Genomic DNA, 24,298 nt, shown 5'->3' with positions numbered 1-24,298 from the left:
ACTCAATAGAAAATAAACTAATTCAGAAGCAAAAATTCAGCCATATGTACGACTGCATCATCGTCGGTGCTGGGCCAGCTGGTGGAACAGCTGCATATCATTTAGCCAAGCAAGGTCGCTCAGTATTAGTGTTAGAAAAAGAATCCCTGCCAAGATATAAACCTTGTGGCGGTGGTGTATCTCCAGCGATCGCTCAATGGTTTGACTTTGATTTTAGCCCAGCGATTTCTGTGAAAGCCGACTCCGTTCGTTTTACCTGGAAATTGGGCGACCCCGTGGAAGCAAAAATCGCCACAAAAGAACCAGTCTGGATGGTGCGACGAGATATTTTTGACCATTTCCTAGTACAGCAAGGACAGAAGCAAGGGGCTGAACTACGAGATAATACTGAAGTAACGGGTATTGAGTTTCAAAGTGACTATTGGCAAGTAAACACAGCCAATGGGCCCGTTACAGGTCGCTACCTAATCGCGGCTGATGGGGCTAAAGGGTCAATGGCAAAATGGCTAGGCTTCAAAGAACGTAAACGCCGTTTAGCAGGAGCCTTGGAAGCAGAAGTTCTCGCAACTGTCAAGGACAAATCGACAATTCATTTCGAGTTTGGCTTGGTGAAAAATGGCTACATTTGGAACTTCCCAAAGGCTGATGGTTATTCCATTGGTGTTGGTACATTTATCGGCGGTGAACCCCAGGACTTTAAGAAGATTTTAGATGAGTACGCGCGATCGTTTAATGTAGATATCAAAACTAGCAAGCAGTATGGTTATCCCCTTTGCTTGTGGGATGGCAACCAAAAGTTGCATACTCAAAATGCAGTTTTGGCTGGGGAAGCTGCTTGTGTAGTTGATCCAATGACAGCAGAAGGCATTCGCCCTTCCATTTTTAGCGGTTTGATTGCAGCAGGAGCTATTAATCAGGCTCTTTCTGGTGACACTAACGCTTTAGAAAAATATACCGAAGACATTAATGAACAATGGGGTACTGAGATGGCTTGGGCGCAAAAATTAGGTGGAGCATTCTATCGCTTTCCAGGCATTGGCTACAAAGTTGGTGTTAAGCGCCCCTCCGGTGCCCAAATCATGGGTAAGATTCTGTGCGGAGAACTGCGCTATGGCGACGTTGCCGGTCGCGCCCTTAAGCGTTTAATCCCTGGTTTTGGGGGTTAATCAAGAGGGCTGACTTCCGTTAGCGGATAGCTAAGGTTTAACCTGTGCTGAGTTTTCTCAATAGTCGTAATTAAGCATAACGCACCGCCTACAGATAATAGGTGCGTTACGCTGTCGCGGTAATATACCCTACGATCATTGGTTGAATATTTTTTTTAATTCTAGACCAGCTTGAACAAAACCCTGATTTAGTAGAACAAGCTTTAATTCGGCAAGAAAATCATAGTTAAAAAACAGATGCTAACTCTTTGGCAAATAAATCAATCTAACTTTATTACTCAAAATTCCTATGGTGACAAATATAGAAAATTCTAATAATCAAGAGTTAGTCGGTTTTATCTGGAGCATTGCCGACAAACTCCGAGGCCCTTACCGTCCACCCCAGTACCGCCGGGTGATGTTGCCTCTGATTGTATTGCGTCGTTTAGATTCTGTTCTAGAACCTACTAAACAAGCTGTCCTTGAGTCCAAGGCCAAGTTTGAGACGATGGGTTTAGAGGGTGACGCTTTTGAGAAGGCGATCGCTAAGGTAGCAATTGGGGGTAATCGCCAACAGCCATTGTATAACCTCAGTGAATTTACGTTTCAGAAATTACTAGAGGATTCTGAGGGGCTTGCGGATAATCTTAGAGCTTATATCAATGGGTTTTCGCCTCTGGCACGGGATATTTTTGAGAAATTTGAGTTTGATAATGAAATCCAGAAGTTAGATGAAGCTAACCGTCTGTTTGAGGTGATGAAGGCGATCAATAGTCCTGAAGTTGATCTATCTCCAGCGAAACTCTCTAATCTACGAATGGGCTATCTGTTCGAGGAACTGGTGAGAAAGTTTAACGAGCAGGCAAACGAAGAGGCGGGAGATCACTTTACGCCCCGTGAAGTAATTCGGCTGATGGTGAATCTGGTTTTCTGTGACGAGCAGGATATCTTTAAGCAAGGGATTTATCGGACAGTGTATGACCCCACAGCAGGAACAGGGGGAATGCTTTCGGTAGCGGAAGAACATATTAAGAAACAAAACCTGGAAGCAAATTTAGGGTTATTTGGGCAAGAGTATAATTCTGAATCCTATGCGATTTGCTGTTCTGATTTGCTGATAAAAGATGAACCGATTAACAATCTTGTTTTTGGCGACACTTTGGGAATAAAAAACGCCAAAAGCAAAAGTAATAATTTTTTACCCCGTGATGGTCATCCTGATAAACAGTTTCACTATATGTTTGCTAATCCGCCCTTTGGTGTGGAATGGAAAACAGAAGAGGATTTTATTAAAGATGAATATGACAATTTAGGATTTAAGGGGCGTTTTGGGGCTGGTGTACCTCGAATTAATGATGGTTCGCTGTTGTTTCTGCAACACATGATATCGAAAATGCACGCTTCCCCAGAGTCAGGAGGTGATGGTTCTCGGATTGCGATCGTGTTTAATGGTTCGCCTTTGTTTACAGGGGATGCGGGTAGTGGTGAAAGTAATATTCGCCGTTGGATTATTGAAAATGACTGGCTTGATGCGGTGATTGCTCTACCTGACCAAATGTTTTATAACACGGGGATTTTTACTTATATTTGGCTGGTGACGAATAAGAAAGCGGCGCATCGTCAGGGAAAAGTTCAGCTTGTTGATGGGACGCACCATTTTCAGAAAATGAAAAAGAGTCTTGGTAATAAGCGCAATGAATTATCACCGGAGCATATTGCGGAACTGGTGCGACTGTATGGAGACTTTGAGCAGAATGGTGTCAGTGAGGTGAAATCAGACGGGCAGATAGAAAAGCAGATTTGCTCAAAGATTTTTGATAATCAAGAGTTTGGGTTTCTCAAAATTACAGTGGAGCGTCCGTTAAGGTTAAATTTTCAGGCAAGTGAGGAGCGGGTAGCTCGGTTGTGGGAACAAACGGCGTTTCAGAATTTAGCGACGACTAAGAAGCGTAAGGATGAAAAAGTGCAACAGTTAGAAATGGAGATGGGTGAAAGTCTTCAAAATCAGATTTTAGATGCTTTGCGGTGTCTGGACGGTAATCGCCTGTATATGTCCCGTGCTGAGTTTATGCGGGATTTAGAGCGGGTGTTAAAGAATGCGGGGTTAAAGTTGAAAGAGCCGGTGATCAGGGCGATTTTAGCAGCGTTGGGTGAGGCTGATCCAGAAGCGGAAATCTGTCGGGATAAGAAGGGGAATCCTGAACCGGATAGTAATTTGCGAGATACAGAAATTGTACCTTTACCGGATGATATTACATTGCCGTTACCGTTGGGATATGACAAGGATGCAAGCGCAGATGAGTTGATTAATTTAGTAAAGGGACATTGTGAGAAGTATTTTGAGGCCGAGGTTTTACCCCATGTAGCAGATGCTTGGATTGATTTTTCTAAAACTAAGGTGGGGTATGAGATTCCGTTAAATCGTCATTTCTATATGTATCAGCCGCCTCGCCCTCTGGATGAGATTGAGAATGATATTAAATCACTGGAGTTGGACATTATGGCGATGTTGGGGGAGGTAGTGTAATGGGTAAGTATAAGGGTTATGAAAAGTATAAAGATTCTGGCGTTGAGTGGTTGGGGGCGATTCCTGAACATTGGAAAGCTGTTCGACTCAAACATATAACCAATCAAATTATTGATGGCGCACATTTTACTCCAACTTATGTTAATGAAGGAATACCATTTTTAAGAGTTACTGATATTGTTCAGGCGAAAAATAATTCTATTAACATGAACAATATTAAATTTATTCCCGAAGAGGAACACAATACATTATCTATCAGATGCAAACCAGAAAAAGGAGATTTACTTTACTCTAAAAATGGAACAATAGGAGTTCCTAGAATTGTTGACTGGGATTTTGATTTTAGTATTTTTGTTAGTCTATGTCTAATTAAGGTTATAAAACCAAAAGTCAACATTGAATTTTTGCAATATTCTTTGTTGGGGAAACTTACAGAAACACAAATTAATATTGGTGCTAAATCGAATACTGTTACTAATTTACACTTAGACAAAATTAAAGAGTTTTGGGCTACCCTTCCGCCACTGGATGAGCAGAAAGCGATCGCCCACTTCCTCGACTATAAAACCAAACAAATAGACGACCTCATCGCCAAGAAAGAAGCCCTCATTGAAAAACTCGACGAAAAACGCACCGCCTTCATCAGTCACGCTGTCACCAAAGGACTAGATCCAAGTGTCCCGATGAAAGATTCTGGGGTTGAGTGGCTGGGCGAAATTCCAAAGCACTGGGAAGTAATAAAAGTTAAACATTTAACTAAAATCTTGCGTGGAAAATTTACTCATAGACCAAGAAATGATCCTAGATTCTATGATGGTCAATATCCTTTTATACAAACAGGTGATGTTGCAAATGCCAATAAATTTATTATGGAATATACACAGACACTAAATGATAATGGTTATGCAGTAAGTAAAGAGTTTCCTTCAGGAACACTTGTAATGACAATTGCCGCAAATATAGGAGACATGGCAATTTTAAACTTTAATGCTTGTTTCCCTGATAGTATTGTTGGTTTTCTTCCATCAAAGATGACAGAAATATTTTTTCTTTACTATCTTTTTAGTTCTATGAAGAAGCAATTTTTGTCAACGGCTGTTTTAAATACACAATTAAATCTAAATGTTGAAAGAATAAGCAATTTATTTACAGTTATTCTTCCTCTAGATGAACAAATTAAGATAACTAAATTTTTAGATAAAGAACTTCAAAATATTGACCAACAAAAAGCCCAAATTAAAAAAGCCATTGAACGATTAAAAGAATATCGCACCGCCCTCATCACCAACGCCGTCACAGGTAAAATAGATGTACGCCAAGTCCCCATCCCCTAACCCGAAAAGGCACCATGACTCAAAAAACCTATCAACTCCCTCTAACCTTCGAGCAAATTCTTAATCTTGTCCTACAACTGACAGCACAAGAACAAGAACAACTCATTCAGGAAATAAAGAAAAAATCTCCAAATAATAAAGATGAAGATTTACTTAGTGTTTTTGACAGAATCGGCAGAAATGCTCAAGCCAAAGGACTAACCGAAGAAACTCTAGAAGAATTACTCGCCGATGAATCATAAACTAATTGTCATTGACACAAATGTTTTACTTAGCGCTGCCCTAAGTCCAGATGGAACAGCCCGTAAAGCCCTAGATAAAGCCTATAAAGAATTCTTTATTGCTCAAAGCGATGAAACTTATCAAGAATTAAACACACGAATCTACAAACGTAAGTTCGATAAATATATCTCAGATGAAGACCAACAAGATTTTTTGGATGTAGTTAAAAAATACAGTCAATTTATAGAAATCAAATCTCAAATAAACACCTGTAGAGATCCAGACGACAACAAATTTTTAGAACTTGCTAAAGATTCCAACGCAGAATTCTTAATCACAGGAGATCAAGACCTTTTATCACTCAAGGCTTTAGCCGAATATCAAAACCAGATTATTACTCCCAGAGACTTTCTAGCCATTGATTAATTCCACGTTTATATTGGAATATATTTATACTTCATGAAGTATGCACACGGAAGAGAAATTTGAGGACATCATCGAACGGGAACTCCTCCAACTCAGTGGCTACCACCAAGGCAACGCAGGCGGCTACGACCAAGAAACCGCCCTTTTCCCCACAGAAATCATCAACTTCATCCAAACCACCCAGCCCACACAATGGCAACGCCTAGCCAACAACAGCGATGCCCAGAAAATCGTTATAGATAGTCTCACCAAAGAACTCAAAAGCCGAGGAATGCTCGATGTTCTCCGCAATGGCTTTAAATGCTATGGTAAAACCCTGCGAGTCGCCTATTTCCAGCCTAATACAGGCATGAACCCCGAAACCTTGGCACTCTACGAAAAAAATCGCCTCACCATCACCCGCCAAGTCACCATTAAAATCGGAGGCATTCCCGATATTCTCCTCAGCATAAACGGTTTACCCATCGCTACGATCGAACTCAAAAACCCCTTCACCGGGCAAACATACCAAAACGCCATCCACCAATACAGACACGATAGAGACCCCAAAGACCCCCTATTTGCCTTTAAACAACGGTGCTTAGTCCATTTCGCCGTAGACACCGAAGAAGTCTGGATGACCACCAAACTGGCTGGACAAAGTACCCATTTTTTACCCTTTAACAAAGGTAATAATCACGGTGCAGGCAACCCAGTGGGAGACAATGAAGAATATCGCACCAGTTACTTTTGGCTAGAAGTCTTACAAAAAGATAGCCTTTTGGACATCTTGGCGCGTTTTCTCCACATCGAAACCAAAGAAACCAAAATTCCCACCGCCACTGGCGTTAATTACCAGAAAAAAGAAACCCTGATTTTCCCGCGCTACCATCAACTCGATGTCGTCGGTAAACTCATTGCCCATACTAAACAACACAAAGCCGGACATAATTATTTGATTCAGCATTCGGCAGGATCTGGAAAATCAAACTCTATTGCTTGGTTAGCCCATCGCCTAGCTAACCTCCATGACAACCAAGACGAAAAAATCTTTCATACCGTTGTCGTCATCACAGACCGCACGGTACTGGATCAACAACTGCAAAACACTATCTATCAGTTTGATCATAAAGCCGGAGTTGTCCAGAAAATTGACGAAAATACCCAACAACTCGTCACAGCCCTCAGCGACGGTGTACCCATCATCATTTCCACAGTCCAGAAATTCCCCTTCATTACTAAAGCCATCGAGACTTTAGCCAAAAAAGGTAAAACCATAGACATTACCACCAAAGATAAACGCTTTGCCGTCATCGTTGATGAAGCCCACGGCTCCCAAACCGGAGAAACCGCCGCCGAACTCCGCAAAATCCTCAATAAAGATGGTATCGAATCTGCGATCGCCGCCCAACTTCTTGAAGATGATCTTGAGGAAGATGACTTCAGTGACGAAGCCAAAAAACAATTACTGAAAGAACAAATCAGCCGCACTAAACAACCAAACCTCAGCTATTTTGCCTTTACCGCTACCCCTAAGTATAAAACTCAACTTGTATTCGATGAACCCGGAGAGAACGGCGAAGCCCCCTTCCATCTCTACACTATGCGCCAAGCGATTGAAGAAGGCTATATTAAAGACGTTTTGGCAAATTATACCTGCTACGATCGCTATTACGAACTCGTCCGCATTTCCGAAAATAACCCTGACTTACCCCGTCGTCAAGCAGCCAAGGCGATCGCTCGATTTGTCGAACTCCATCCCCACAACATCGCCCAAAAAGTAGAAATCATCATTGAACATTTCCGTAACAATACTCGCCATAAAATTGGAGGTCGAGCCAAAGCTATGGTTGTTACACGTTCCCGTGAACACGCCGTTAAATACAAACTCGCCTTCGATAAATACATTCAAGAAAAAGCCTATAGCGATATTAAATCCCTCGTTGCCTTTTCCGGTTCTATTACTCTTGATGAGTTTCCCGGAGAAACATTTACTGAAGTCAAAATGAACGGTGGCATCAAAAGTTCAGAAATTCCCGATAAATTTGCCAGCGATGCCTATCAAGTGCTTCTTGTCGCCAACAAATTCCAAACCGGATTTGACCAACCATTGCTCCATACTATGTTTGTTGATAAACGACTGGATGGAGTCCAAGCCGTCCAGACCCTATCTCGCCTCAACCGTACCACCATAGGGAAAGAAGACACCTTCGTACTAGATTTTGTGAATAAACCCGAAGACATATACCAAGCCTTTAAACCCTACTACGAAAAAACACCCGTTGGAGAAACCGCCGATCCGCAACAATTAAATGACCTGTCTTACCAGCTTTATGAATGGCAACTTTTTAGCCAAGACGATGTAAACCAGTGGTGTGAAATTTGGTTTCGCCCGAAAACCTCCTTCACCGGAGGCGAACACAAAAAATTAAATACATTACTAGACCCCATTATTGAAAACTATAAAGCTCTTCAAGACCCAGATAAAGAACAATTTAGAAGCCAACTTACTAGCTTTCGCAATCTCTACCTATTCCTTGCCCAGATTATTCCTTATCAAGATTCAGAAATGGAAAAGCTTTATGCCTATGGGCGTTTTCTACTAAAAAAATTACCCCGTAGTACCCAAGCTCCAAAAATTGATTTATCTGGGGATATAGAACTAAAATTTTATCGCCTTGAAAAAATCAGTGAAGGGAAAATTGATTTAAAAGAAGGTAAAGCAGAACCATTGCGAGGTGTTACCGCAGTCGGAACTCGCCAGCCAGATAAAGAAGTCCCCTTATCCAAGCTTATTGACTCCCTTAACGAATATTTTGGCACTAACTTCACCTTAGCCGACCAACTCTTTTTTGAGCAAATTACCGAAACAGCGATCGCTAATGACTCCATCAAACAAGCGGCTCAAGTCAATACAAAAGAAAACTTTACCCCAGTTTTAGAAAAGCATCTTGAAAATCTCTTTATCGAACGCATAGACGGCAACGAAAAAATCTTTATGGAGGTGATGAATAACGAAGAATTTAAAGCAGTCGTGTTTGAAAAATTACTATCCAGTATTTATGAGAGTATCAACAGTGAACATTCATGATTAGCACTTGACGCATTGGCAGCGATCGCCCATTTCACCAAAATTTAAGTATTATTACTCATAGACAAAAATCATTTTTTCTTTACCTGTCATGAATAGCGTCTTGCCCGTCCGTAGCCAAGGGCGGACAAGACTTCGGCGTGAGCGCTACTTCTATTCTTAGGCTGCGCCAACGACAAAGCTCAGTACAAGTCAGTCGAACGCTGTCCACCCCACAAGATTGGATAATTTATTTGTTGTCAGTCCCTTACTTAACGCGAAATTAAAAATACCTAGAGAAAAGCCAGATAATCACTCCAGTTCCTAGTACACAAATAATTCCCGCCAAGCCAGCTAAAGGTTTTTTATTCTTACCTGTGAACCAGTCAGAGACTTTACCAGTGTAAGTAATTAGTTCAGCTGTGTCTAAGGTTGCGATCGCCCATACCCATCCGGCGTGCAGTCCCCAAGCTAAACCCAAATTGCCGTTCGCAGCAAAGCGTGCCAACACCAACACCATTCCCATCAGCCACAATCCAGGGAGTTGCGGCGCCGTTTCGCGTTGCTCCCAAACCAAGTGTAGCAAGGCAAAAATCAAGCTAGAAATTGCTGCTGCTACCCAAACTGGATAATCCTGCGCTAATTCAGTGAACAGGAAACCGCGAAAAACTAACTCTTCTATCCCGCCGACTAATAACGCTATCAAGAAAATCGGTAGCAAGATGGGTAGTAGTAACTTGAAATTCGTCTTTTCAAAAGAACACCAACCTAACCCAAATTGCCCACTAAATACAATAGCTAGGCTCACCACTCCCAAACCGAAACCTAGTGCTAAAGAACCAAGAGTTGAAAGATTTCCAACAATGCCGTAATCCGAAAAAGACTTATTACTCAGCCAACTAACTCCCCATAGAATTAGGGGAGCTAATAGGTACAGTGATGCCAATAACGGCATCTTTTGCTCTGGCTGCAAAGGTTTAATGGGTTGCCAATTGAGCAATATTGCTACTACTGCTGCTACTGGCAACCAGCAAACTATCCAGCAAATAAAAAATGCCATCACTATAACTAGTGGTGGTGCATTTTCCAGAAATGCTAGTAGGACGTTGACCGAAGGCTCAAAGAAAGTTATCAAAATAAACAAAAAAAACACGATAGACTTCTTGCACTATAGATTTCTTGCTGATTAATCAAGACTCTACTAAATTTGGTGACTCCTGCAAGGGGTCTAATCGTATTTTTTACCTGGGACAAAATTTTCTAAATAGAGCTACTAGTTTGCTGTCGGGGTAAGGACAAGTTATCATCACCTGAAACTTATCCCTACCATCAGCAAATTTACTCTTCGTCTTCCAAATCTTCGTCTGATTCGTCAGAGTCTACATCTTGTGAGGTTAGTTTTTTATCGGTTTCACCGAGTTGAATCAGGTGAATATGCTTGTATCCCAACCTAATTTCAAACTCATCTCCAGGTTTCAAGCCCATTGCTTTGGTATATGTGGCACCAATCACAATCTGACCATTTTGATGGACACTAACGCGATATGTCGGTTCACGACCACGACCATCTTTAGGTGCTTCTGGACTTAGAGGAATTCCTCTAGCCGATAGCAAAGCGTCATAAAAATCGGTGAGATTGACACGAACCTGGTTATTCTTAGTAACAGTGTAATAGCCACACTGTTTAGCTCTTTCTCGGCGCGGTAAAGTGGAAAGTTCTTTTACTTTAGCAAGTAGTGCTTTTCCGGTTAATGGCGCGGTTGCAGTTTCAGTCATTATGCTCAAATTTTCCTTACTCTCTCCAAACTGATAAACGATGTAGTCTCATGCCAGCATTTGACTTTTTAGCATTTGCATAGAGCTACTTAGGACTCTAGTGTAACGGGTGAATTCCTGCTGATAGGAGCCAAAAGCACTTCTATATATGGTTGTCCACAACAAATTAGAGGTCAGAGTTGCCACAGACATTAATTTTGCTGCTTTTACGGCACTTTTAACCATTATTCGCCATTAGAAATGAAATTGTTTTCTCTTTTGGCGCTACTGTAGCGGTGTAACTTTCAGCCACCTTAACAAATTGGGTTAGTTCTACTACAAATAAGTCATAGAACCAAAAAATTGCAGGTTTTCCACTTTTAGTGCTTGCCCTTCTGGCCAATGAGCAAGTAGAGTTTTCTCTACTCCTACTCTCAAGCTTAGGACAGCATAGTATTTCAATAGAGTCCTACGGGCATACGCCCTTTTGTCCTGCCAGTAGAGACGCGAATTTTCTTGTCTCTACATTACGAATCAACAAAGCAGTAGTAACCGCGCTGATACGGCTATTGATTCTGGTTTTGTGACTTCGTAATTTTATATTAAATACTAGCATGGACTAATAATAGCAAAATAGTTGTTTAATTTTGAATTAAAGTTGCTGGTAAATTTTTATTTAAATTCCTGGACTTAAACCTTAGAAAAAGCAGTGACGATTTTCCTAACCCTTGATTGCAAGCGTGAGTGTTGCCCTATGGCTTTTATAAAAACTTATCTAATATAGACGAGCAGTTTTGACGAATGAGTTAAATCCAAGATTTTCTTGATTGAGAGGAGGCAAAAATCTAAAAGTCTCGCGGATCATGGATTCCCGGTGCAAGAACTTTTCTTTGAAAGTGATGAAGATTTTCCTCGGTTTATTGCTGTAAGCTCAAAAGCGGTCAGAGGATTTTGTACGTCTGTCTATGGAAAGAATAAATATCTTAACATCTGCCTACCACTTGATTGCCACTACTATATATTGAACATGTGCTTTTACACTTCTATATAATCAAAAAATTCAGATGAAGGTATCACTTGACGGAATTTTCCAGCCAGGACTGCTTGACTCAAGTTGACATCAAGACGTGTCGCTAACCTGATATGCATTTAATTTGGATATGATCGGTAGTTTAAAGATAAATCTAAGTGCCTTTTTGAGCAAACCCTATTTCCTTTACATTCTCAAACAGCGAAATTCAATGCAAAGCTGCTATTACATTTTTGGCGTTTTAACTCAGAATTTGACACAAATCTTGCTGACAGGGCTGCTACAAGTAAAATTTTAATGGTTATCCTTAAGTTAGAATCAGTCGCTCTTTCCTCGTCAGCCTGTTAACACCAGGGTTTGAATTAAGGGCAAAAAAGTATAGCTCACTTTTCACAACTACCTGCCTTGACTGATGATTGTTGAGGCTGGTGAAGCAATTTTAAAATTTTGGTTAGTGGTCATGGAAGTTATTTTTAAGGTCATTCGACAGCAACAAAATTCCTCCCCTGTTGTGCAAACCTACCTTGTAGAGGCAGAACCAGGTAATACCATCCTGGATTGCCTGAATCATATTAAGTGGGAGCAAGATGGAACCTTGGCGTTTCGCAAAAATTGCCGCAATACCATTTGTGGTAGTTGTGCTATGCGAATTAATGGGCGTTCGGCTTTAGCTTGTAAGGAAAATGTTGGCAGTGAACTTGCCAGATTACAACAAATACCGTCATCCCCAAGTAAAGTAAATGCCATTGGCGAAATCACGATCGCTCCTCTCGGCAATATGCCCGTGATTAAAGATTTGGTTGTAGATATGAGCAGTTTCTGGAATAATTTAGAGGCAGTTGCTCCTTATGTGAGTACGGCAGCACGACAAGTACCAGAAAGAGAGTTTTTGCAAACACCACAAGAGCGATCGCGTCTCGATCAAACTGCGAACTGTATTATGTGTGGTGCTTGTTACTCGGAATGCAACGCCCGTGAAGTTGATCCAAACTTTGTTGGCCCCCATGCCCTTGCCAAAGCTTACCGGATGGTAGCAGACTCACGCGATAGCGACACCCAAAATCGCTTAGAAAGCTACAACGAAGGTACTAAAGGCGTATGGGGTTGCACCCGTTGTTTGTACTGCGATTCCGTTTGTCCAATGGAAGTTGCACCATTAGAACAAATCACCAAAATTAAACAAGAAATTCTCAGCCACAAACAAGCCAGCGATAGTCGCTCACTTCGTCACCGGAAAGTTTTGGTGGATTTAGTTAAAGAAGGTGGTTGGATTGATGAACGTCAATTTGGTTTACAAGTTGTCGGTAACTACTTTCGAGATTTAAAAGGATTACTCAGTCTTGCACCCCTCGGTTTGCGGATGATCCTCCGGGGTAAGTTTCCCCTATTCTTTGAACCTTCAGAAGGGACGGAACAAGTGCGATCGCTCATTGAAGCCGTGCAACAAGTAGAAGGGAATAGGGAATAGGGAGTAGGGAATAGGGAATAGGGAATTTTCTTTCACCACTCCCCACTCCCCACTCTCCCCATTCTTCAACGCGGTTCTTGAGGTATATTCAACGGCTGTCCATAACGGTCATATACTAAAACATCCCACTGCCCGTTGTTACTAGATTCAAAAGCAATCTTACTACCATCAGCGCTAATTGTAGGGTTGCGGACTTCCGCTTGCAGGTTAGTGGTCAAATTCCGTGATTGACGTGTTTCCCGGTCGTAGAGAAAAATAGCCGATCGCCCCTGACGGCTAGCACCAAACACAATATAACGACCATCCTGTGAAACGCTAGGATGAGTTGCGATCGCATCAAAGGAGTTTAAACCTGGCAAATCAACCAAATCACGAGTTACTGTATCAAACATATAAACGTCTTGGCTACCCCGTCGGTCAGTAATAAAAACAATGTATCTCCCAGAGATTTGGGGGTCTAATTCCGACGCTAAACTATTGAGACTGCGACCCCCCGGATCGAAGGGATAATTCAAAATGCGAGGGTAGCCAAAACATCCAGTCAGTAAACTTAAGCAGAAAAATACAGGTATAAAAAAAACAGGTCTCATATATTAGTCATTAGTCATTAGTCAATAGTCTCACAACTCCTAACTCCTAAGGTACAGACGCGATTAATCAATCACTAGGATTGACCTAGTTGCAAGTTTCCCCTTGGTGTTTAATTTTCTGATAATTAACCGGGGTCTGACAATACCTTTTTGGGTGTAAATATCTTGAGTTAGCAAGGTACTGCATTCGCGGATTCTACAGGCGCTAAATAGGCATACGGCAAACAAGGTGCGTAGGCGTAGCCCGCCGCAGGCATCGCGGTCATTGTCTAAGCCATCACTGAAGATTAGCTGTATCTCTTGCTGAGTAAAAACCTTGGCGCGTCCATGCCGATTTATTTTCATTGGCAGACTGTAGACCCTGTGATCCACAGCCTATAATGTTTTGACACATGATTTGCATAACTGTTTGACCTTTAGGTGAAACTAGAAGTGGTAGTACAAAAATTAAAGAAGAATTCAGAAGTCAGAATTCAGGAGTCAGAATCAAGACGCTCTCTGCGAGACGCTGCGCGAACGCGGACTCGCTACCGCTACGCTATCAGTCGGGGATTCAGACCCGCGACTACGAAAGTTGACCACAAAACAAGAAAATTTGGTGGGGGTGCAAAAACGCCGATTATTCATCCACCAGTCGTAGAGAATTCATTCTGAATTCTGACTCCTGACTCCTGAATTCTGTTCGATAAAAATTCTGAGGAGGTTTGAATCAAACCACTGCATCCTACAATAGAACAACTAGAAACCTTCTACCGCGTAGCTGTACGAGCAAGCAATCTATTAAGAACAATTGAATTAACTCGCTACGATACACGCTCTCAAAGAATCGTAGTGTTAATAGGCGAAACAATTCAAGTAGAAATTTTAAGTAACGGCGAGGAATTAATTCAATGAGTAACTATCAACAATTAAGCGAAGCCGAACTGAGAACTTATGTAAAAACACATCCTGATGATGAGGAGGCTTTTCAACATTATTTAACAATTATGAGGGCAAAACCTAACCGGGTTGTAGTTAGTACAGAGGAACAAGCCCTAATTGAATTTAGGAAAAGAATACAAGCGGAGTCAACACCCTAACCCGCCCTAACCCCGTCACAGCCTCCCAATTCTCACCCCGTAGCGCGTCTCTAGCTGTGGGGTTTTGTTTTTGGTGATTGAGTGCGATCGCTCTACATCGTCTATTTAATTTTTATTCGTGTGCATAAATTAAAAAATACATCGTAATGAGGGTTAGTAACAGACTTTTGTCACAATCATTCGCTGTTATTTATTCTTAATGGAAGAACAAAAACTGGGATGCTCCCTGTGATAGATCTACTTATGCTTTCTCTTATCCTTTGGAGATAATTTTTATGAAACTAATTCCTGCTTTATTATTGGGTTTGATAGGCTTGAGTCCTATCGTGTTTTCTCAAGCAGCTTTTGCAGATGGTTGGCCAACCAGTGTGGTAGGAAACTGGAGTGTGAATTCTAATAATTCTACTGGGATTCTGAGTATTACAAATCAAGCTCCAACAGGCAACTGTAGAGCAATATCAGGCAGTATTGGCGGTTCTTCAATAATAAGAGGTTTTTACTGTCCCTACAGTGGTCGCATAAACTTTATAGTACAGTCTAGTTATCACTTGCAAGTTTACAGTGCTAATGTTTCGCAAGATGCAAGTACAGTTAGGATGGGCGGCTTATTTACTGACTATGACCAGCCTGGAGAATATAGTTTTTTCGCCTCTAAGTAGAAAGAGTTTCATGTTTTCTTAGTGCCATTCCTGTCACACCGAATCAATCGCCCCGTAGCGCGTCTCTAGCTGTGGGGTTTTGTTTTTGGTGATTGAGTGCGATCGCTCTACATCGTCTATTTAATTTTTATTCGTGTGCATAAATTAAAAAATACATCGTAATGAGGGTTAGTAACAGACTTTTGTCACAATCATTCGCTGTTATTTATTCTTAATCGAAGAATAAAAATGGAATGCTCCCTGTGACATACCTACTTATGCTTTCTCTTATCTAAGGAAAAAATCATGGATTTTCGGAAATTTTACATTCCTACTGTTATAGCAGGATTAGCACTACTAACTTCCGCTAATCAAGCACAGGCTCAGACAACATCTAATTTAACTGGTACTTGGTATTGTGGAGGTAGCAGCAGTCCTAGCTATATACGTCAAGTAGGTAGTGAATTATGGGAACTTAGTGATGCTGGTTATCAAGTTACTAGCACTTTTAATGGCACTGTTTTAAATGGTTACATTAATGGTACATGGGCTGATCTTCCGAAAGCAAGTTATACAAATTATGGGTATGTATCAGGAAAAGTAGTTTCGGCCACTCAAATAACTCTGACCTATACTTTTGCTAGTGCGCCAGGTGTTGTAAACACATACATTTGTAACCGCTAGACGCATAGCCACAACCATTCCCTTCCCACCAGCCCTTCCAGCCCTTAGATTCCCTGTAGCTCATGCTATGGGGAATTGTGATTTAGCTGTAAACCAAAAAGTTTTTCCCAAGCCTCACCCCCTAGCGCGTCTCTAGCTGTGGGGTTTTGTTTTGGTGATTGGGTGCGATCGCTGTTTGTTTGGATTCCAAGAAAAAATTATCTGCAATTCAATTCTTGTATTTAAGAACACGACAACCTAAAGTTAAAACTTTATGACAGGTTTACTGTTAATCGCGTCTCTCCAAACTCTTAACTCCTAACTCCTAACTCCTAACTTTTTCCCCTACGGAGGTGAACCTACGGTTGCACCGTTGGGAATATCTAACTCAATATTTGGCCCCCGGTCTAGGACTTCAATATCCCATTGACCACGGCTGGCGGTTTCAAAGACAACATAACGTCCATCTGGGCTGATATTTGGTTTTCTAACCCAGCCGCGATAGATTGGTGTGACGATTTGTGATTGTTGCGAAGCGCGATCGTAAAGCGCCACCACTGGTCTACCTTGGTCGCTAGTAAGATAAGAAATGTAACGCCCTGTGTAACTCAAACTAGGACTTTCGGCAATTGTTTCCTGTCGGTTTATCCCTGGTGTGCTAATAAACAGTTGCCTCTCCAAATCGTACACTAGTAGCTGCTGATTACCATTGCGATTAGATACAAACGCTAAAAAGCGCCCATTTCCGCTCAAAGCAGGTTGCTCCTCGGTGTAGCGACTGTTGAGGGAAGTAGACCCTATGGGAATATCATTAGAACCACAAGATACAAGCAAACTTGTTAAACCAAAAACTAGGCTCCAATGAATTGGTCTTTGGAGCCAAAATGTAGGCGTAAATTTTTCCACCTCAACTGTTTTCCGTCGCCTCTAAATCTACTTCCACGCTAACTGTTTTAAACATCATCATAATCAGTCAAATTATTTGGCCCCTCATTTGGCTTTTCAATCGGGTTGTATGGCACATAATCAGTTGGTATAGCCTCATCATCTTCGCGGGGTCTTCGAGGAGCCGAGTCAGTCGGTGGACGACGCCTTCTTGGTCTGGGAGCAACATCATCTTCACGACTTTCGGGACGCTGGGGCCCGTTATTACTGCGGCGAGGAGGTTTTCTGACTTCCCCACTCGAACTTTCCCAATCATCAACTTCCCTAGATGAAGAACCCCAATTTTCTTCTTCAGAGCTTTCAGAAGGGCGATTCACAGGACGCCCAGAATTACCTCGACGCGTTCTATCAGCTGGAGCCTGTCTTTCGCTACTGCTACTATTACGGCGTTCTGTACGACGGGGGGGTTGCTCCTCGTAGTAGTCATCACGAGTTGAAATCTCATCCCTGGTACCCTGAATCCGGCGACGCGGGGGGCGTTCTTCCTCGTCTTCATAAGGCAGTGGATCTAAGTCTGCCTCCATCTGAGCTCCATACTTCTTGCGATTGCGGTTCATTGAATAATTTCCGCTTACCTCTCGCTCATCATCCACAATCGGAGTGTTGCGCTTTGCTTGCTGGGTAGCTATACTCCGCAGGCGAATACTTTCAACTGCAAAAAACACAGTTGTGCCGACTAAAAGCAGTTGACCAAATTGTAGAATTGGGTCTAACCGCCATCCTTGAAACACGAGAATGAAGCCGCAGAGCAAACCGACTGCCGCAAAAAAGATATCTTGATCCCGTGACAATTCTGGACGCACAGTGCGGAGAAAATACAGTGCTGCCCCAGCCACAGCCAGGAAAATTCCTAGAATACTGGCTGAGTTTGCCCCAAAATTTACCTGAGCCAGAAAACTGGCTGAGTTCAGCCCAAAATTTATCATTGCTGTTTTCCCAATATCAAATCTATGTTAGCGAGTCACAATTAAAATCACTACTCTAATTAGTCACGATATGTTGAAGCTTCAAAGCCTCTGGCAAAGAAGCTCTGAAGCTGTTCACCGAAAAGTAAAAAAACCTATGTCTGTTAGCTACAACTGCTTATAGCGGCAAACACTGCTGCTTTTGGTGCAATTATAAATACCTGACAGACAATCGGTTATGAGAGTCAATTCGACTCTCATAAGCATTATGAACGCTGAATTTTATCTTTCTGGCTAATGAAAACTAGACCAACTATAACGGGGATCACAACAATTGCAGTACCCCAAGCCAAACTCCAAAGAAAATTTGCTAAAGAAGGCGTCATACTTCTCAACCTTTTTTTACACACTTCGATCCTAATTTTAATAGTGTATTACTTTCTTGAGAAGCCTCTAACTCTGAACTACCAAACTTGGTAACTGCTTTCACCAGTTGTTGAGTTAACCGCGTCAGCGAGTTCGCTTTTCTATTTCAGAAGGAAGTGACAGCATTTGGTTAAAATGATCATGAGAGTGCTTTACAAAGCTTAAAATTTTCTGGCGATGTCTACGACGGGCTATTCGGCGTCGCAAAGCGCGGCTTGCCGAGCGCCTAAGTTTTTTCTTTCTTTACAGATAGATAGTAGCTAAAACCGATGACTGGTGTTGATCTGACTGCTTGGATTCTGGGCCCTGTCTTAGGGCTGATGACATTTTTATTTATATTCCGCATCATTCTCACTTGGTATCCGCAAGTGGATCTGAATCGTTTGCCCTTTAATTTAATAGCTTGGCCTACTGAACCATTTTTAATCCCATTGCGAAAGCTAGTCCAACCTATAGGCGGGGTGGATATTACACCTATTATTTGGGTTGGTATCTTCAGTCTGCTGCGAGAAATCCTGCTAGGTCAGCAAGGATTGCTGACTATGCTATCTCGTGTTAATTAGGGCATTGGGCATTGGGCATTGGGCATTGGGTATGGGGCATGGGGCATGGGGCATGGGGCATGGGGCATGGGGCATTGGGCATTGCTTACACGCCATCTCCCCCATCTCCCCCATCTCCCTCATATCCCCACTCCCCACTCCCCACTCCCCACTCCCTTAACCGTTCATTTCCTGCACAAAATTTGTATAGACATTACCCTTCAAAAACTGGGGATTTTCCATAATTTTTTGATGAAACCCGATGGTGGTGGGTAGTCCAGTGATGGCACATTCCCGGAGTGCGCGTTTCATGCGGTTAATAGCAGTGGGTCGGTCTGGCCCCCAAACAATTAACTTGCCAATCAAGGAATCGTAGTAGGGCGGGATTTGGTAATCTGTGTAAACGTGGGAATCAATCCGAACACCAGGCCCTCCAGGGGGAAGATAGCCACTTATACGTCCAGGAGAAGGGCGAAAGTCATGATCGGGGTCTTCAGCGTTGATCCGGCATTCGATCGCATGACCCCGCAAGACTACTTGCTCTTGGGTAAGCTTAAGTCTTTCTCCTTGGGCAATCCGAATTTGTTCGACAACTAAATCTATCCCAGTAATCATCTCTGTTACAGGATGTTCTACTTGAATCCGGGTGTTCATTTCCATAAAGTAGAATTTACCGGATCTATCCAAGAGAAACTCGATAGTACCCGCCCCAGTGTAATTAATGAATTGGGCAGCTTTGACAGCAGCTTGTCCCATTTTCTCACGCAGGTCTTGGTCGAGAGCCGGACTTGGTGCTTCCTCCAGTAGCTTTTGATTGCGGCGTTGAATAGAGCAATCACGTTCGCCCAAGTGGATAACATTACCGTAGTTATCCGCCAAAATTTGAAATTCGATGTGGCGGGGACGTTCAATAAATTTTTCTATGTAAACGCCAGAATTACCAAAAGCTGCTCCTGCTTCACCTTGGGCTGCGAGGAAAAGTTTGACAAATTCATCTTCAGAACGAACTAGGCGCATACCCCGTCCACCGCCACCGGCTGTGGCTTTGATCATCACTGGATAGCCGATATCCTTAGCGAATCTTAATCCTTCTTCCTCAGATTCTACCAATCCCTCACTACCTGGTACCGTCGGTACTCCAGCTTTTTGCATGGTTTCTTTGGCAGTGGATTTATCCCCCATCCGCCTTATAGCTTCTGGAGTTGGGCCGATAAAAGCAATATGATGATCGGCACAGATTTCCGCAAACCGGGCATTTTCTGCTAAAAAGCCATAGCCTGGATGAATGGCAGTGGCATTGCGCGTCAGTGCGGCAGCAATAATATTGGGAATATTCAAATAACTTTTACTGCTAGCAGGTTCGCCAATGCAAACCGCTTCATCAGCAAGTTGGACATGGAGAGCATTACGGTCAACGGTGGAGTGAACCGCAACTGTCGCAATCCCCATTTCTTCACAGGCGCGGAGAATGCGAAGGGCGATTTCTCCCCGATTGGCAATTAATATTTTGTCAAACTTCATTTTTTAGTTTCGATATCATTACCAGTAGATTGACATTTTCTCTGATCCAACTTGAAATGACGCTTTCGCACTATTTCAAATTATCACAGGAGATTCGCCACCTTGATTCTTAGCAAACTTTCATATTGCAGGCTTGCTGCCTCTACAGGTCTTACTACATTAACAACATTGCTGCTGTAAGTCTTGGCTAGCTTACCAAACTGGGCTTTTGCGACGCCGAATAGCCCGTCGTAGACATCGCCTACGCCATCGCAAAAGCCCAACACACTAGCTCTACCCTTTTTAATATCACTTGTGCAACTGCTAGATTTCTGTCAGTCTGATACCGCCTTGAGAAAATTTATATTTTTGAGTAACTGAATTTAGATATCACCTTACTATAATTATTTTCTTATGCTATAGTCTATCTTTAGAGAAACCATGCGGATGTGGCGGAATTGGTATACGCGCACGCTTGAGGTGCGTGTGGCTTTGCCTTGCGAGTTCGAGTCTCGCCATCCGCATTTTTGCTTGTTTAGTCATAGGGTCAATAGTCAAGGGTCAAAAAACCTTAGACTGTTGACCCTTAAATCTGAACCTAGCTCTAATACTCCTCAAGGCAACAATACTTGCTAAGGGACTGACAAAAAAAAATACCCCACAAAATTGAATAATTTATTTGTTGGAAATCCCTAGATAAGTTTGTAGTGTACCCCTCTGGGGAAGCAAGCTACGCCTTGGTCTTTGAGAGAAGTGCTTACTACATACCTAGCTAGAAAATTTGAGAAAAGGAAAAAACCTTTCCCTACTCCCCACTCCCGTTCGGCTACGCTCACGGCAAGCCTACTCCCTACTCCCCACTCAGCAAACTTGCCTTGCTAAAGTACTAGTTTTTTATGCTTTTATAGAAATAGATGAAGTTTTGTAAAAAGCATTGAGTATTACTTTTACGCCGACAAACAACTTAACACTTCCAGCAGCTTGGCATCGCCTCACTCCGATTTGGCAAGCAGGAGAGGAAATAATTCAACAAAGTTTACCTCACACTCAGCTGGCACCTGCGTGGCAGCTAATGCTTTTGGGTGACGGCTCTCCAACGCGTCACTTAGAATTGCTTACAGGTGAGCCTGTAGAAGTAGATGTGATTGATATGTCATTAATTGGCATGGACTTGGATGTTGCTCCTGAGTTAATCCAAGCTGTCCCAGGGCCGCGACTACGGCGACAAGTGTGGCTGCGTACTGCTTCTGGCCAGCGATTAGCTTATGCTACTTCGTGGTGGGAAGCCAGTCATGTAGATGAGTATTTGCAAAATCGTTCATTACCGATTTGGGCAAGTTTAGCTCGTCTTCGCACAGAGTTATATCGGGATGTTCGAGGAATTTACTACGGTGACTCATCGGCGCTAGAGTCTGGTTTTGATGTAACTGGGCCTTTTTGGGGTCGCCACTACTTGTTTTGGCATCATGGAGAGCCACTGACTTTAATTTATGAAGTTTTTTCGCCTTATTTAACCAAATATTTGGGGCCTATGCAGCTGAGTGCTGTTAATGCTGAGGGATAATCCCATTGAAAAATTCAAACGTGTTTTTAGCAGCAGCCTAGTACCGCTTCTCTACAGAGGCTGCACATAATATGCTTGTTTGAAAAAGTCCGCTCCAATTAAAAATTCAATTAATTTTTAATCAAAAATTACCAGTTCCTCCTCAGCAAAAATAACAAGCATTTTGTATCATTTTGATGCAAATTCCGAAAAATCATAATTCAGCAATATATCTGATTTGTAAGATTGGTAATCCATCCGAAATCCTAGATACTGAATTTATTTAGGTTAGATAAAGTCAATACAACATATGGGAGTTCTGTAAATAGAAGGTAGTGTGGGTTGCTCATGACTTGCAGCAATGCCTAAGTTAGTTATATCCTCAAAGTGCTTGAAATGACGGATTTAACCCTCAAAGAATTTCCGTAGAGGCAACCGCCCAAAGGAAGTGTCCGGCGAAATTCAACAAAGCGTGTTAAAAAAGGTAACTAACTACTAAAACACTGCTTTTGAAACAGTAGGTAAGGTTGATTACGGAAATATCATCAATGTTTAGGATGGAGACATTCATGCAGTTAACTGCCCTAGATAACGAGAAACTTTTTGGTTAACTTAACCAATCAAACAAGTAATGAGTTTGCAAGTATGAGGTATAGGTTTCAATGGCACCGCCTCTTGTGTCTGTTCCGATGAAGAAAAATAAAAATAAGAAACCGTCTCTGGTGCTGACGCTCTCGGCTGCTGGGTTATTGATTGGTGCTGGGAGTGTAGCATACTGGTTGTTAAGCCAGAGACAACTATCTTCTAGCGATTTGCTAGTAGGTGCAAATATTATTCCTGGTGATGCCCTGTTTGCGGTTTCTCTGACAACAGATACCCAGCAGTGGCAGCAATTGCGGCAGTTTGGGACAAGAGAAACCCAAGTAGAACTGGACAAAAATTTAGTAGAATTGCGCGATCGCTTTCTGACTAATAATGGTTACGACTTCCAGAAAGATATCGCTCCTTGGGTAGGCAATGACGTGACGATCGCATTTCTTGCCCCAGACACAGGGAGTAAACCTGTACCCAAACCAGTTACCACCAATGAAGATGCTGCCAATGATCAGCAGTCGATGGTAATGGTATTGCCAGTGAAAAACCCAGAAATCGCCAAAAGTATTTTGGCACAACCCAAAACTCTTAAACAAGGCAAATGGATTGACCGGACTTATGAAGGGATCGCCATCAAACAAAATCAGGGACAAGCAGGAGAAAACTTCTCCGCAGCATTACTAGATGGGCGCTTTTTAGTCATAACTGATAATCCCAAAGCCACAGAACGAGCGATCGATGCCTACAAAAATAAAACATCTTTAGCTACAACAGGGGGCTTTGCTGAGAATTTTCTGAAAATTGGCAATTACCAACCCTTTGCCCAGTTTTATATAAATGTGCCAACAGCAGCCAAAATAGCCGCAGCTTCTCCAAACCGCCCTTTACCTGCTCAAGTTTTGGCTCAACTGCAAAATAACCAAGGTTTAGCGGGGACAATGACTTTAGAGCCAGAAGGAATTCGCTTCAAGGGTGTTTCTTGGCTAAACCCTAATAGTCAACGTGTGCTGGCGGTGGAAAACAAAGCTGGGGAAATGCAAAGCCGCCTACCAGCCGAAACCTTAATGATGCTATCTGGCGGTAACTTACAGAGGTTGTGGGGAGATTACGTTTTAACATCTCAGGGAAATCCCCTCTCGCCGATCGCACCAGAACAGCTCAGAAGTGGTATAAAATCTCTTACCAATCTTGATTTAGATAAGGATTTGCTCAGTTGGATGAAAGGCGAATTTTCTCTATCAGTGATTCCGACTACTTCAAAACAAGGTTCACCAGATGATTTTCGTGCGGGTTTGGTGTTCATGGTACAGGGAAGCAATCGCCAATCAGCTGAAGCATCCATAAAACAGCTCGATGACGTAATGAGAAATCAATACCAATTCCAAATCCAACCGGCAAAAGTCGCAGATCAACCCGTTGTTAACTGGTTTTCACCTTATGGTACATTAACTGCTACCCACGGCTGGTTAGATGGAGATGTCGCCTTTCTAGTAGTGGGCGCTCCCATCACTGATAAAATTATTCCCAAACCCAACAACACACTAGCTAGCACGATCCCCTTCCAACAAACAGTTCCTACAGAACCAAATCCGACAAATGGTCAATTTTTCGTGGATGTGGAACGAATTGTGAAAAATTTCCCTTTACCAACTCTAATTCCTAATCAACAAACTTTGCTAAATGCAACGCGCTCAATTGGGATGACATCTGCTGTCAGCGACAGTCGCAGTAACATCTACGACATTTTTATCGGACTAAAAAAAGTTACGAACTCGACTGCCTTGCCTAGTCCAGGAAGCAATAAGGGCAACTCTATTAGATAGGGAGATGAGGGAGTGGGGAGTGGGGAGTGGGGAGTGGGGAGTTAGGAGTTAGGAGTTAGGAGTTAGGAGTTAGGAGTTAGGAGTTAGGAGTTAG

24 protein-coding genes and 1 tRNA gene are annotated in these 24,298 nt (G+C 42.4%); 15 read left to right on the top strand and 10 right to left on the bottom strand.

What is annotated here, in order from left to right; translation table 11 throughout:
• Positions 1 to 44: 44 nt before the first annotated feature.
• The 6 genes from PUQ00_RS15540 (at position 45) to PUQ00_RS15515 (ending at position 8,724) form a co-directional block, all read left to right on the top strand.
• A complete protein-coding gene (locus PUQ00_RS15540) occupies positions 45 to 1,166 on the top strand; it encodes a geranylgeranyl reductase family protein (protein ID WP_300418213.1) in 1,122 nt (373 codons plus the stop codon).
• A gap of 289 nt (positions 1,167 to 1,455) precedes the next feature.
• On the top strand, positions 1,456 to 3,672 hold the full coding sequence (locus PUQ00_RS15535) for a class I SAM-dependent DNA methyltransferase (protein WP_300418136.1): 2,217 nt from the start codon (positions 1,456 to 1,458) through the stop codon (positions 3,670 to 3,672).
• Complete coding sequence (locus PUQ00_RS15530; RefSeq protein WP_300418134.1) at positions 3,672 to 5,006, top strand: restriction endonuclease subunit S; 1,335 nt, start codon at positions 3,672 to 3,674, stop codon at positions 5,004 to 5,006. The genes PUQ00_RS15535 and PUQ00_RS15530 overlap by 1 nt, the downstream gene beginning before the upstream one ends.
• A gap of 14 nt (positions 5,007 to 5,020) precedes the next feature.
• Positions 5,021 to 5,248 carry a hypothetical protein gene (locus PUQ00_RS15525; protein ID WP_300418131.1) on the top strand — a complete coding sequence of 76 codons (228 nt, stop codon included), beginning with the start codon at positions 5,021 to 5,023 and terminating at the stop codon, positions 5,246 to 5,248.
• Positions 5,238 to 5,654, top strand: coding sequence for a putative toxin-antitoxin system toxin component, PIN family (locus tag PUQ00_RS15520; protein WP_300418129.1), 417 nt, complete (start codon positions 5,238 to 5,240; stop codon positions 5,652 to 5,654). Before PUQ00_RS15525 ends, PUQ00_RS15520 begins: the two co-directional genes overlap by 11 nt.
• A 40-nt stretch (positions 5,655 to 5,694) precedes the next feature.
• Entirely contained in the window at positions 5,695 to 8,724 is a 3,030-nt protein-coding gene (locus PUQ00_RS15515; protein WP_300418126.1) for a type I restriction endonuclease, read from the top strand.
• Between the two features lie 262 nt (positions 8,725 to 8,986).
• Here the strand turns inward: PUQ00_RS15515 and PUQ00_RS15510 are convergent, their stop codons facing one another.
• Together PUQ00_RS15510 and PUQ00_RS15505 are read right to left on the bottom strand one after the other, a co-directional pair.
• Positions 8,987 to 9,856: a type II CAAX endopeptidase family protein gene (locus PUQ00_RS15510; protein WP_300418123.1), complete on the bottom strand. Its 870-nt coding sequence runs from the start codon at positions 9,854 to 9,856 to the stop codon at positions 8,987 to 8,989.
• Positions 9,857 to 10,041: 185 nt separating this feature from the next.
• The gene (locus PUQ00_RS15505; protein WP_273766880.1) at positions 10,042 to 10,479 is read right to left on the bottom strand and encodes an AbrB family transcriptional regulator; all 438 of its coding nucleotides are present in this window, start codon (positions 10,477 to 10,479) and stop codon (positions 10,042 to 10,044) included.
• 1,469 nt (positions 10,480 to 11,948) lie between these two features.
• On the opposite strand from PUQ00_RS15505, the gene PUQ00_RS15500 reads away from it, so the two are divergent.
• Positions 11,949 to 12,956: a succinate dehydrogenase/fumarate reductase iron-sulfur subunit gene (locus PUQ00_RS15500; RefSeq protein WP_300418210.1), complete on the top strand. Its 1,008-nt coding sequence runs from the start codon at positions 11,949 to 11,951 to the stop codon at positions 12,954 to 12,956.
• A 65-nt stretch (positions 12,957 to 13,021) separates the two neighbouring features.
• Here the strand turns inward: PUQ00_RS15500 and PUQ00_RS15495 are convergent, their stop codons facing one another.
• Positions 13,022 to 13,546, bottom strand: a complete 525-nt coding sequence (locus tag PUQ00_RS15495; protein WP_300418121.1) for a Tol biopolymer transporter periplasmic protein — start codon at positions 13,544 to 13,546, stop codon at positions 13,022 to 13,024.
• 63 nt (positions 13,547 to 13,609) lie between these two features.
• Positions 13,610 to 13,891 carry a site-specific integrase gene (locus PUQ00_RS15490; protein ID WP_300418118.1) on the bottom strand — a complete coding sequence of 94 codons (282 nt, stop codon included), beginning with the start codon at positions 13,889 to 13,891 and terminating at the stop codon, positions 13,610 to 13,612.
• A gap of 87 nt (positions 13,892 to 13,978) precedes the next feature.
• On the opposite strand from PUQ00_RS15490, the gene PUQ00_RS15485 reads away from it, so the two are divergent.
• The 4 genes from PUQ00_RS15485 (at position 13,979) to PUQ00_RS15470 (ending at position 15,947) form a co-directional block, all read left to right on the top strand.
• The gene (locus PUQ00_RS15485; RefSeq protein ID WP_300418115.1) at positions 13,979 to 14,200 is read left to right on the top strand and encodes a hypothetical protein; all 222 of its coding nucleotides are present in this window, start codon (positions 13,979 to 13,981) and stop codon (positions 14,198 to 14,200) included.
• Between the two features lie 236 nt (positions 14,201 to 14,436).
• Positions 14,437 to 14,625 carry a hypothetical protein gene (locus PUQ00_RS15480; protein ID WP_073641045.1) on the top strand — a complete coding sequence of 63 codons (189 nt, stop codon included), beginning with the start codon at positions 14,437 to 14,439 and terminating at the stop codon, positions 14,623 to 14,625.
• 275 nt (positions 14,626 to 14,900) lie between these two features.
• On the top strand, positions 14,901 to 15,284 hold the full coding sequence (locus tag PUQ00_RS15475) for a hypothetical protein (RefSeq protein WP_300418108.1): 384 nt from the start codon (positions 14,901 to 14,903) through the stop codon (positions 15,282 to 15,284).
• A gap of 285 nt (positions 15,285 to 15,569) precedes the next feature.
• The gene (locus tag PUQ00_RS15470; RefSeq protein ID WP_300418106.1) at positions 15,570 to 15,947 is read left to right on the top strand and encodes a hypothetical protein; all 378 of its coding nucleotides are present in this window, start codon (positions 15,570 to 15,572) and stop codon (positions 15,945 to 15,947) included.
• Positions 15,948 to 16,271: 324 nt separating this feature from the next.
• Here PUQ00_RS15470 and PUQ00_RS15465 read toward each other — a convergent pair whose 3' ends face one another.
• From PUQ00_RS15465 to PUQ00_RS15455, 3 genes are all read right to left on the bottom strand, one after another.
• Entirely contained in the window at positions 16,272 to 16,832 is a 561-nt protein-coding gene (locus PUQ00_RS15465; protein ID WP_300418103.1) for a hypothetical protein, read from the bottom strand.
• 47 nt (positions 16,833 to 16,879) lie between these two features.
• Positions 16,880 to 17,797 (bottom strand): Ycf66 family protein, encoded by a 918-nt coding sequence (locus PUQ00_RS15460; RefSeq protein ID WP_300418100.1) that lies wholly within the window; start codon positions 17,795 to 17,797, stop codon positions 16,880 to 16,882.
• A 245-nt stretch (positions 17,798 to 18,042) separates the two neighbouring features.
• Positions 18,043 to 18,162, bottom strand: coding sequence for a photosystem II reaction center X protein (locus PUQ00_RS15455; RefSeq protein ID WP_300418097.1), 120 nt, complete (start codon positions 18,160 to 18,162; stop codon positions 18,043 to 18,045).
• Positions 18,163 to 18,471: 309 nt separating this feature from the next.
• Here PUQ00_RS15455 and PUQ00_RS15450 point away from each other — a divergent pair, with 309 nt between their 5' ends.
• The gene (locus PUQ00_RS15450; RefSeq protein ID WP_229548642.1) at positions 18,472 to 18,765 is read left to right on the top strand and encodes a YggT family protein; all 294 of its coding nucleotides are present in this window, start codon (positions 18,472 to 18,474) and stop codon (positions 18,763 to 18,765) included.
• On the opposite strand, the gene PUQ00_RS15445 is transcribed toward PUQ00_RS15450, so the two are convergent.
• The 3 genes from PUQ00_RS15445 to PUQ00_RS15435 all read right to left on the bottom strand — a co-directional run bounded on the left by PUQ00_RS15445 (position 18,748) and on the right by PUQ00_RS15435 (position 20,531).
• Positions 18,748 to 18,903, bottom strand: a complete 156-nt coding sequence (locus PUQ00_RS15445) for a histidine kinase (protein ID WP_300418092.1) — start codon at positions 18,901 to 18,903, stop codon at positions 18,748 to 18,750. The genes PUQ00_RS15450 and PUQ00_RS15445 overlap by 18 nt on opposite strands.
• 18 nt (positions 18,904 to 18,921) lie before the next feature.
• On the bottom strand, positions 18,922 to 20,265 hold the full coding sequence (accC, locus tag PUQ00_RS15440) for an acetyl-CoA carboxylase biotin carboxylase subunit (RefSeq protein WP_300418090.1): 1,344 nt from the start codon (positions 20,263 to 20,265) through the stop codon (positions 18,922 to 18,924).
• Positions 20,266 to 20,348: 83 nt separating this feature from the next.
• On the bottom strand, positions 20,349 to 20,531 hold the full coding sequence (locus PUQ00_RS15435) for a hypothetical protein (protein WP_300418087.1): 183 nt from the start codon (positions 20,529 to 20,531) through the stop codon (positions 20,349 to 20,351).
• A 156-nt stretch (positions 20,532 to 20,687) separates the two neighbouring features.
• Between PUQ00_RS15435 and PUQ00_RS15430 the strand changes: the two genes are divergently transcribed.
• From PUQ00_RS15430 to PUQ00_RS15420, 3 genes are all read left to right on the top strand, one after another.
• Positions 20,688 to 20,768 (top strand) — tRNA-Leu (locus PUQ00_RS15430).
• 410 nt (positions 20,769 to 21,178) lie between these two features.
• Positions 21,179 to 21,808 carry a chorismate lyase gene (locus PUQ00_RS15425; RefSeq protein ID WP_300418085.1) on the top strand — a complete coding sequence of 210 codons (630 nt, stop codon included), beginning with the start codon at positions 21,179 to 21,181 and terminating at the stop codon, positions 21,806 to 21,808.
• 641 nt (positions 21,809 to 22,449) lie between these two features.
• The gene (locus PUQ00_RS15420; protein WP_300418083.1) at positions 22,450 to 24,204 is read left to right on the top strand and encodes a DUF3352 domain-containing protein; all 1,755 of its coding nucleotides are present in this window, start codon (positions 22,450 to 22,452) and stop codon (positions 24,202 to 24,204) included.
• Positions 24,205 to 24,298 lie beyond the last annotated feature (94 nt).

This window comes from Nostoc sp. S13 (assembly GCF_029379315.1).
Lineage (GTDB): Bacteria > Cyanobacteriota > Cyanobacteriia > Cyanobacteriales > Nostocaceae > Nostoc.
The sequence above is the reverse complement of the archived record's forward strand: the minus strand, read 5'-3'. Positions and strand labels throughout refer to the sequence as shown.

Coding starts and splice junctions, on each gene's coding strand:
- PUQ00_RS15540 (WP_300418213.1), top strand. CDS start 45: ATGTACGACTGCATCATCGTCGGTGCTGGGCCAGCTGGTGGAACAGCT.
- PUQ00_RS15535 (WP_300418136.1), top strand. CDS start 1,456: ATGGTGACAAATATAGAAAATTCTAATAATCAAGAGTTAGTCGGTTTT.
- PUQ00_RS15530 (WP_300418134.1), top strand. CDS start 3,672: ATGGGTAAGTATAAGGGTTATGAAAAGTATAAAGATTCTGGCGTTGAG.
- PUQ00_RS15525 (WP_300418131.1), top strand. CDS start 5,021: ATGACTCAAAAAACCTATCAACTCCCTCTAACCTTCGAGCAAATTCTT.
- PUQ00_RS15520 (WP_300418129.1), top strand. CDS start 5,238: ATGAATCATAAACTAATTGTCATTGACACAAATGTTTTACTTAGCGCT.
- PUQ00_RS15515 (WP_300418126.1), top strand. CDS start 5,695: ATGCACACGGAAGAGAAATTTGAGGACATCATCGAACGGGAACTCCTC.
- PUQ00_RS15505 (WP_273766880.1), bottom strand. CDS start 10,479: ATGACTGAAACTGCAACCGCGCCATTAACCGGAAAAGCACTACTTGCT.
- PUQ00_RS15500 (WP_300418210.1), top strand. CDS start 11,949: ATGGAAGTTATTTTTAAGGTCATTCGACAGCAACAAAATTCCTCCCCT.
- PUQ00_RS15495 (WP_300418121.1), bottom strand. CDS start 13,546: ATGAGACCTGTTTTTTTTATACCTGTATTTTTCTGCTTAAGTTTACTG.
- PUQ00_RS15490 (WP_300418118.1), bottom strand. CDS start 13,891: ATGAAAATAAATCGGCATGGACGCGCCAAGGTTTTTACTCAGCAAGAG.
- PUQ00_RS15480 (WP_073641045.1), top strand. CDS start 14,437: ATGAGTAACTATCAACAATTAAGCGAAGCCGAACTGAGAACTTATGTA.
- PUQ00_RS15475 (WP_300418108.1), top strand. CDS start 14,901: ATGAAACTAATTCCTGCTTTATTATTGGGTTTGATAGGCTTGAGTCCT.
- PUQ00_RS15470 (WP_300418106.1), top strand. CDS start 15,570: ATGGATTTTCGGAAATTTTACATTCCTACTGTTATAGCAGGATTAGCA.
- PUQ00_RS15460 (WP_300418100.1), bottom strand. CDS start 17,797: ATGATAAATTTTGGGCTGAACTCAGCCAGTTTTCTGGCTCAGGTAAAT.
- PUQ00_RS15455 (WP_300418097.1), bottom strand. CDS start 18,162: ATGACGCCTTCTTTAGCAAATTTTCTTTGGAGTTTGGCTTGGGGTACT.
- PUQ00_RS15450 (WP_229548642.1), top strand. CDS start 18,472: ATGACTGGTGTTGATCTGACTGCTTGGATTCTGGGCCCTGTCTTAGGG.
- accC (WP_300418090.1), bottom strand. CDS start 20,265: ATGAAGTTTGACAAAATATTAATTGCCAATCGGGGAGAAATCGCCCTT.
- PUQ00_RS15420 (WP_300418083.1), top strand. CDS start 22,450: ATGGCACCGCCTCTTGTGTCTGTTCCGATGAAGAAAAATAAAAATAAG.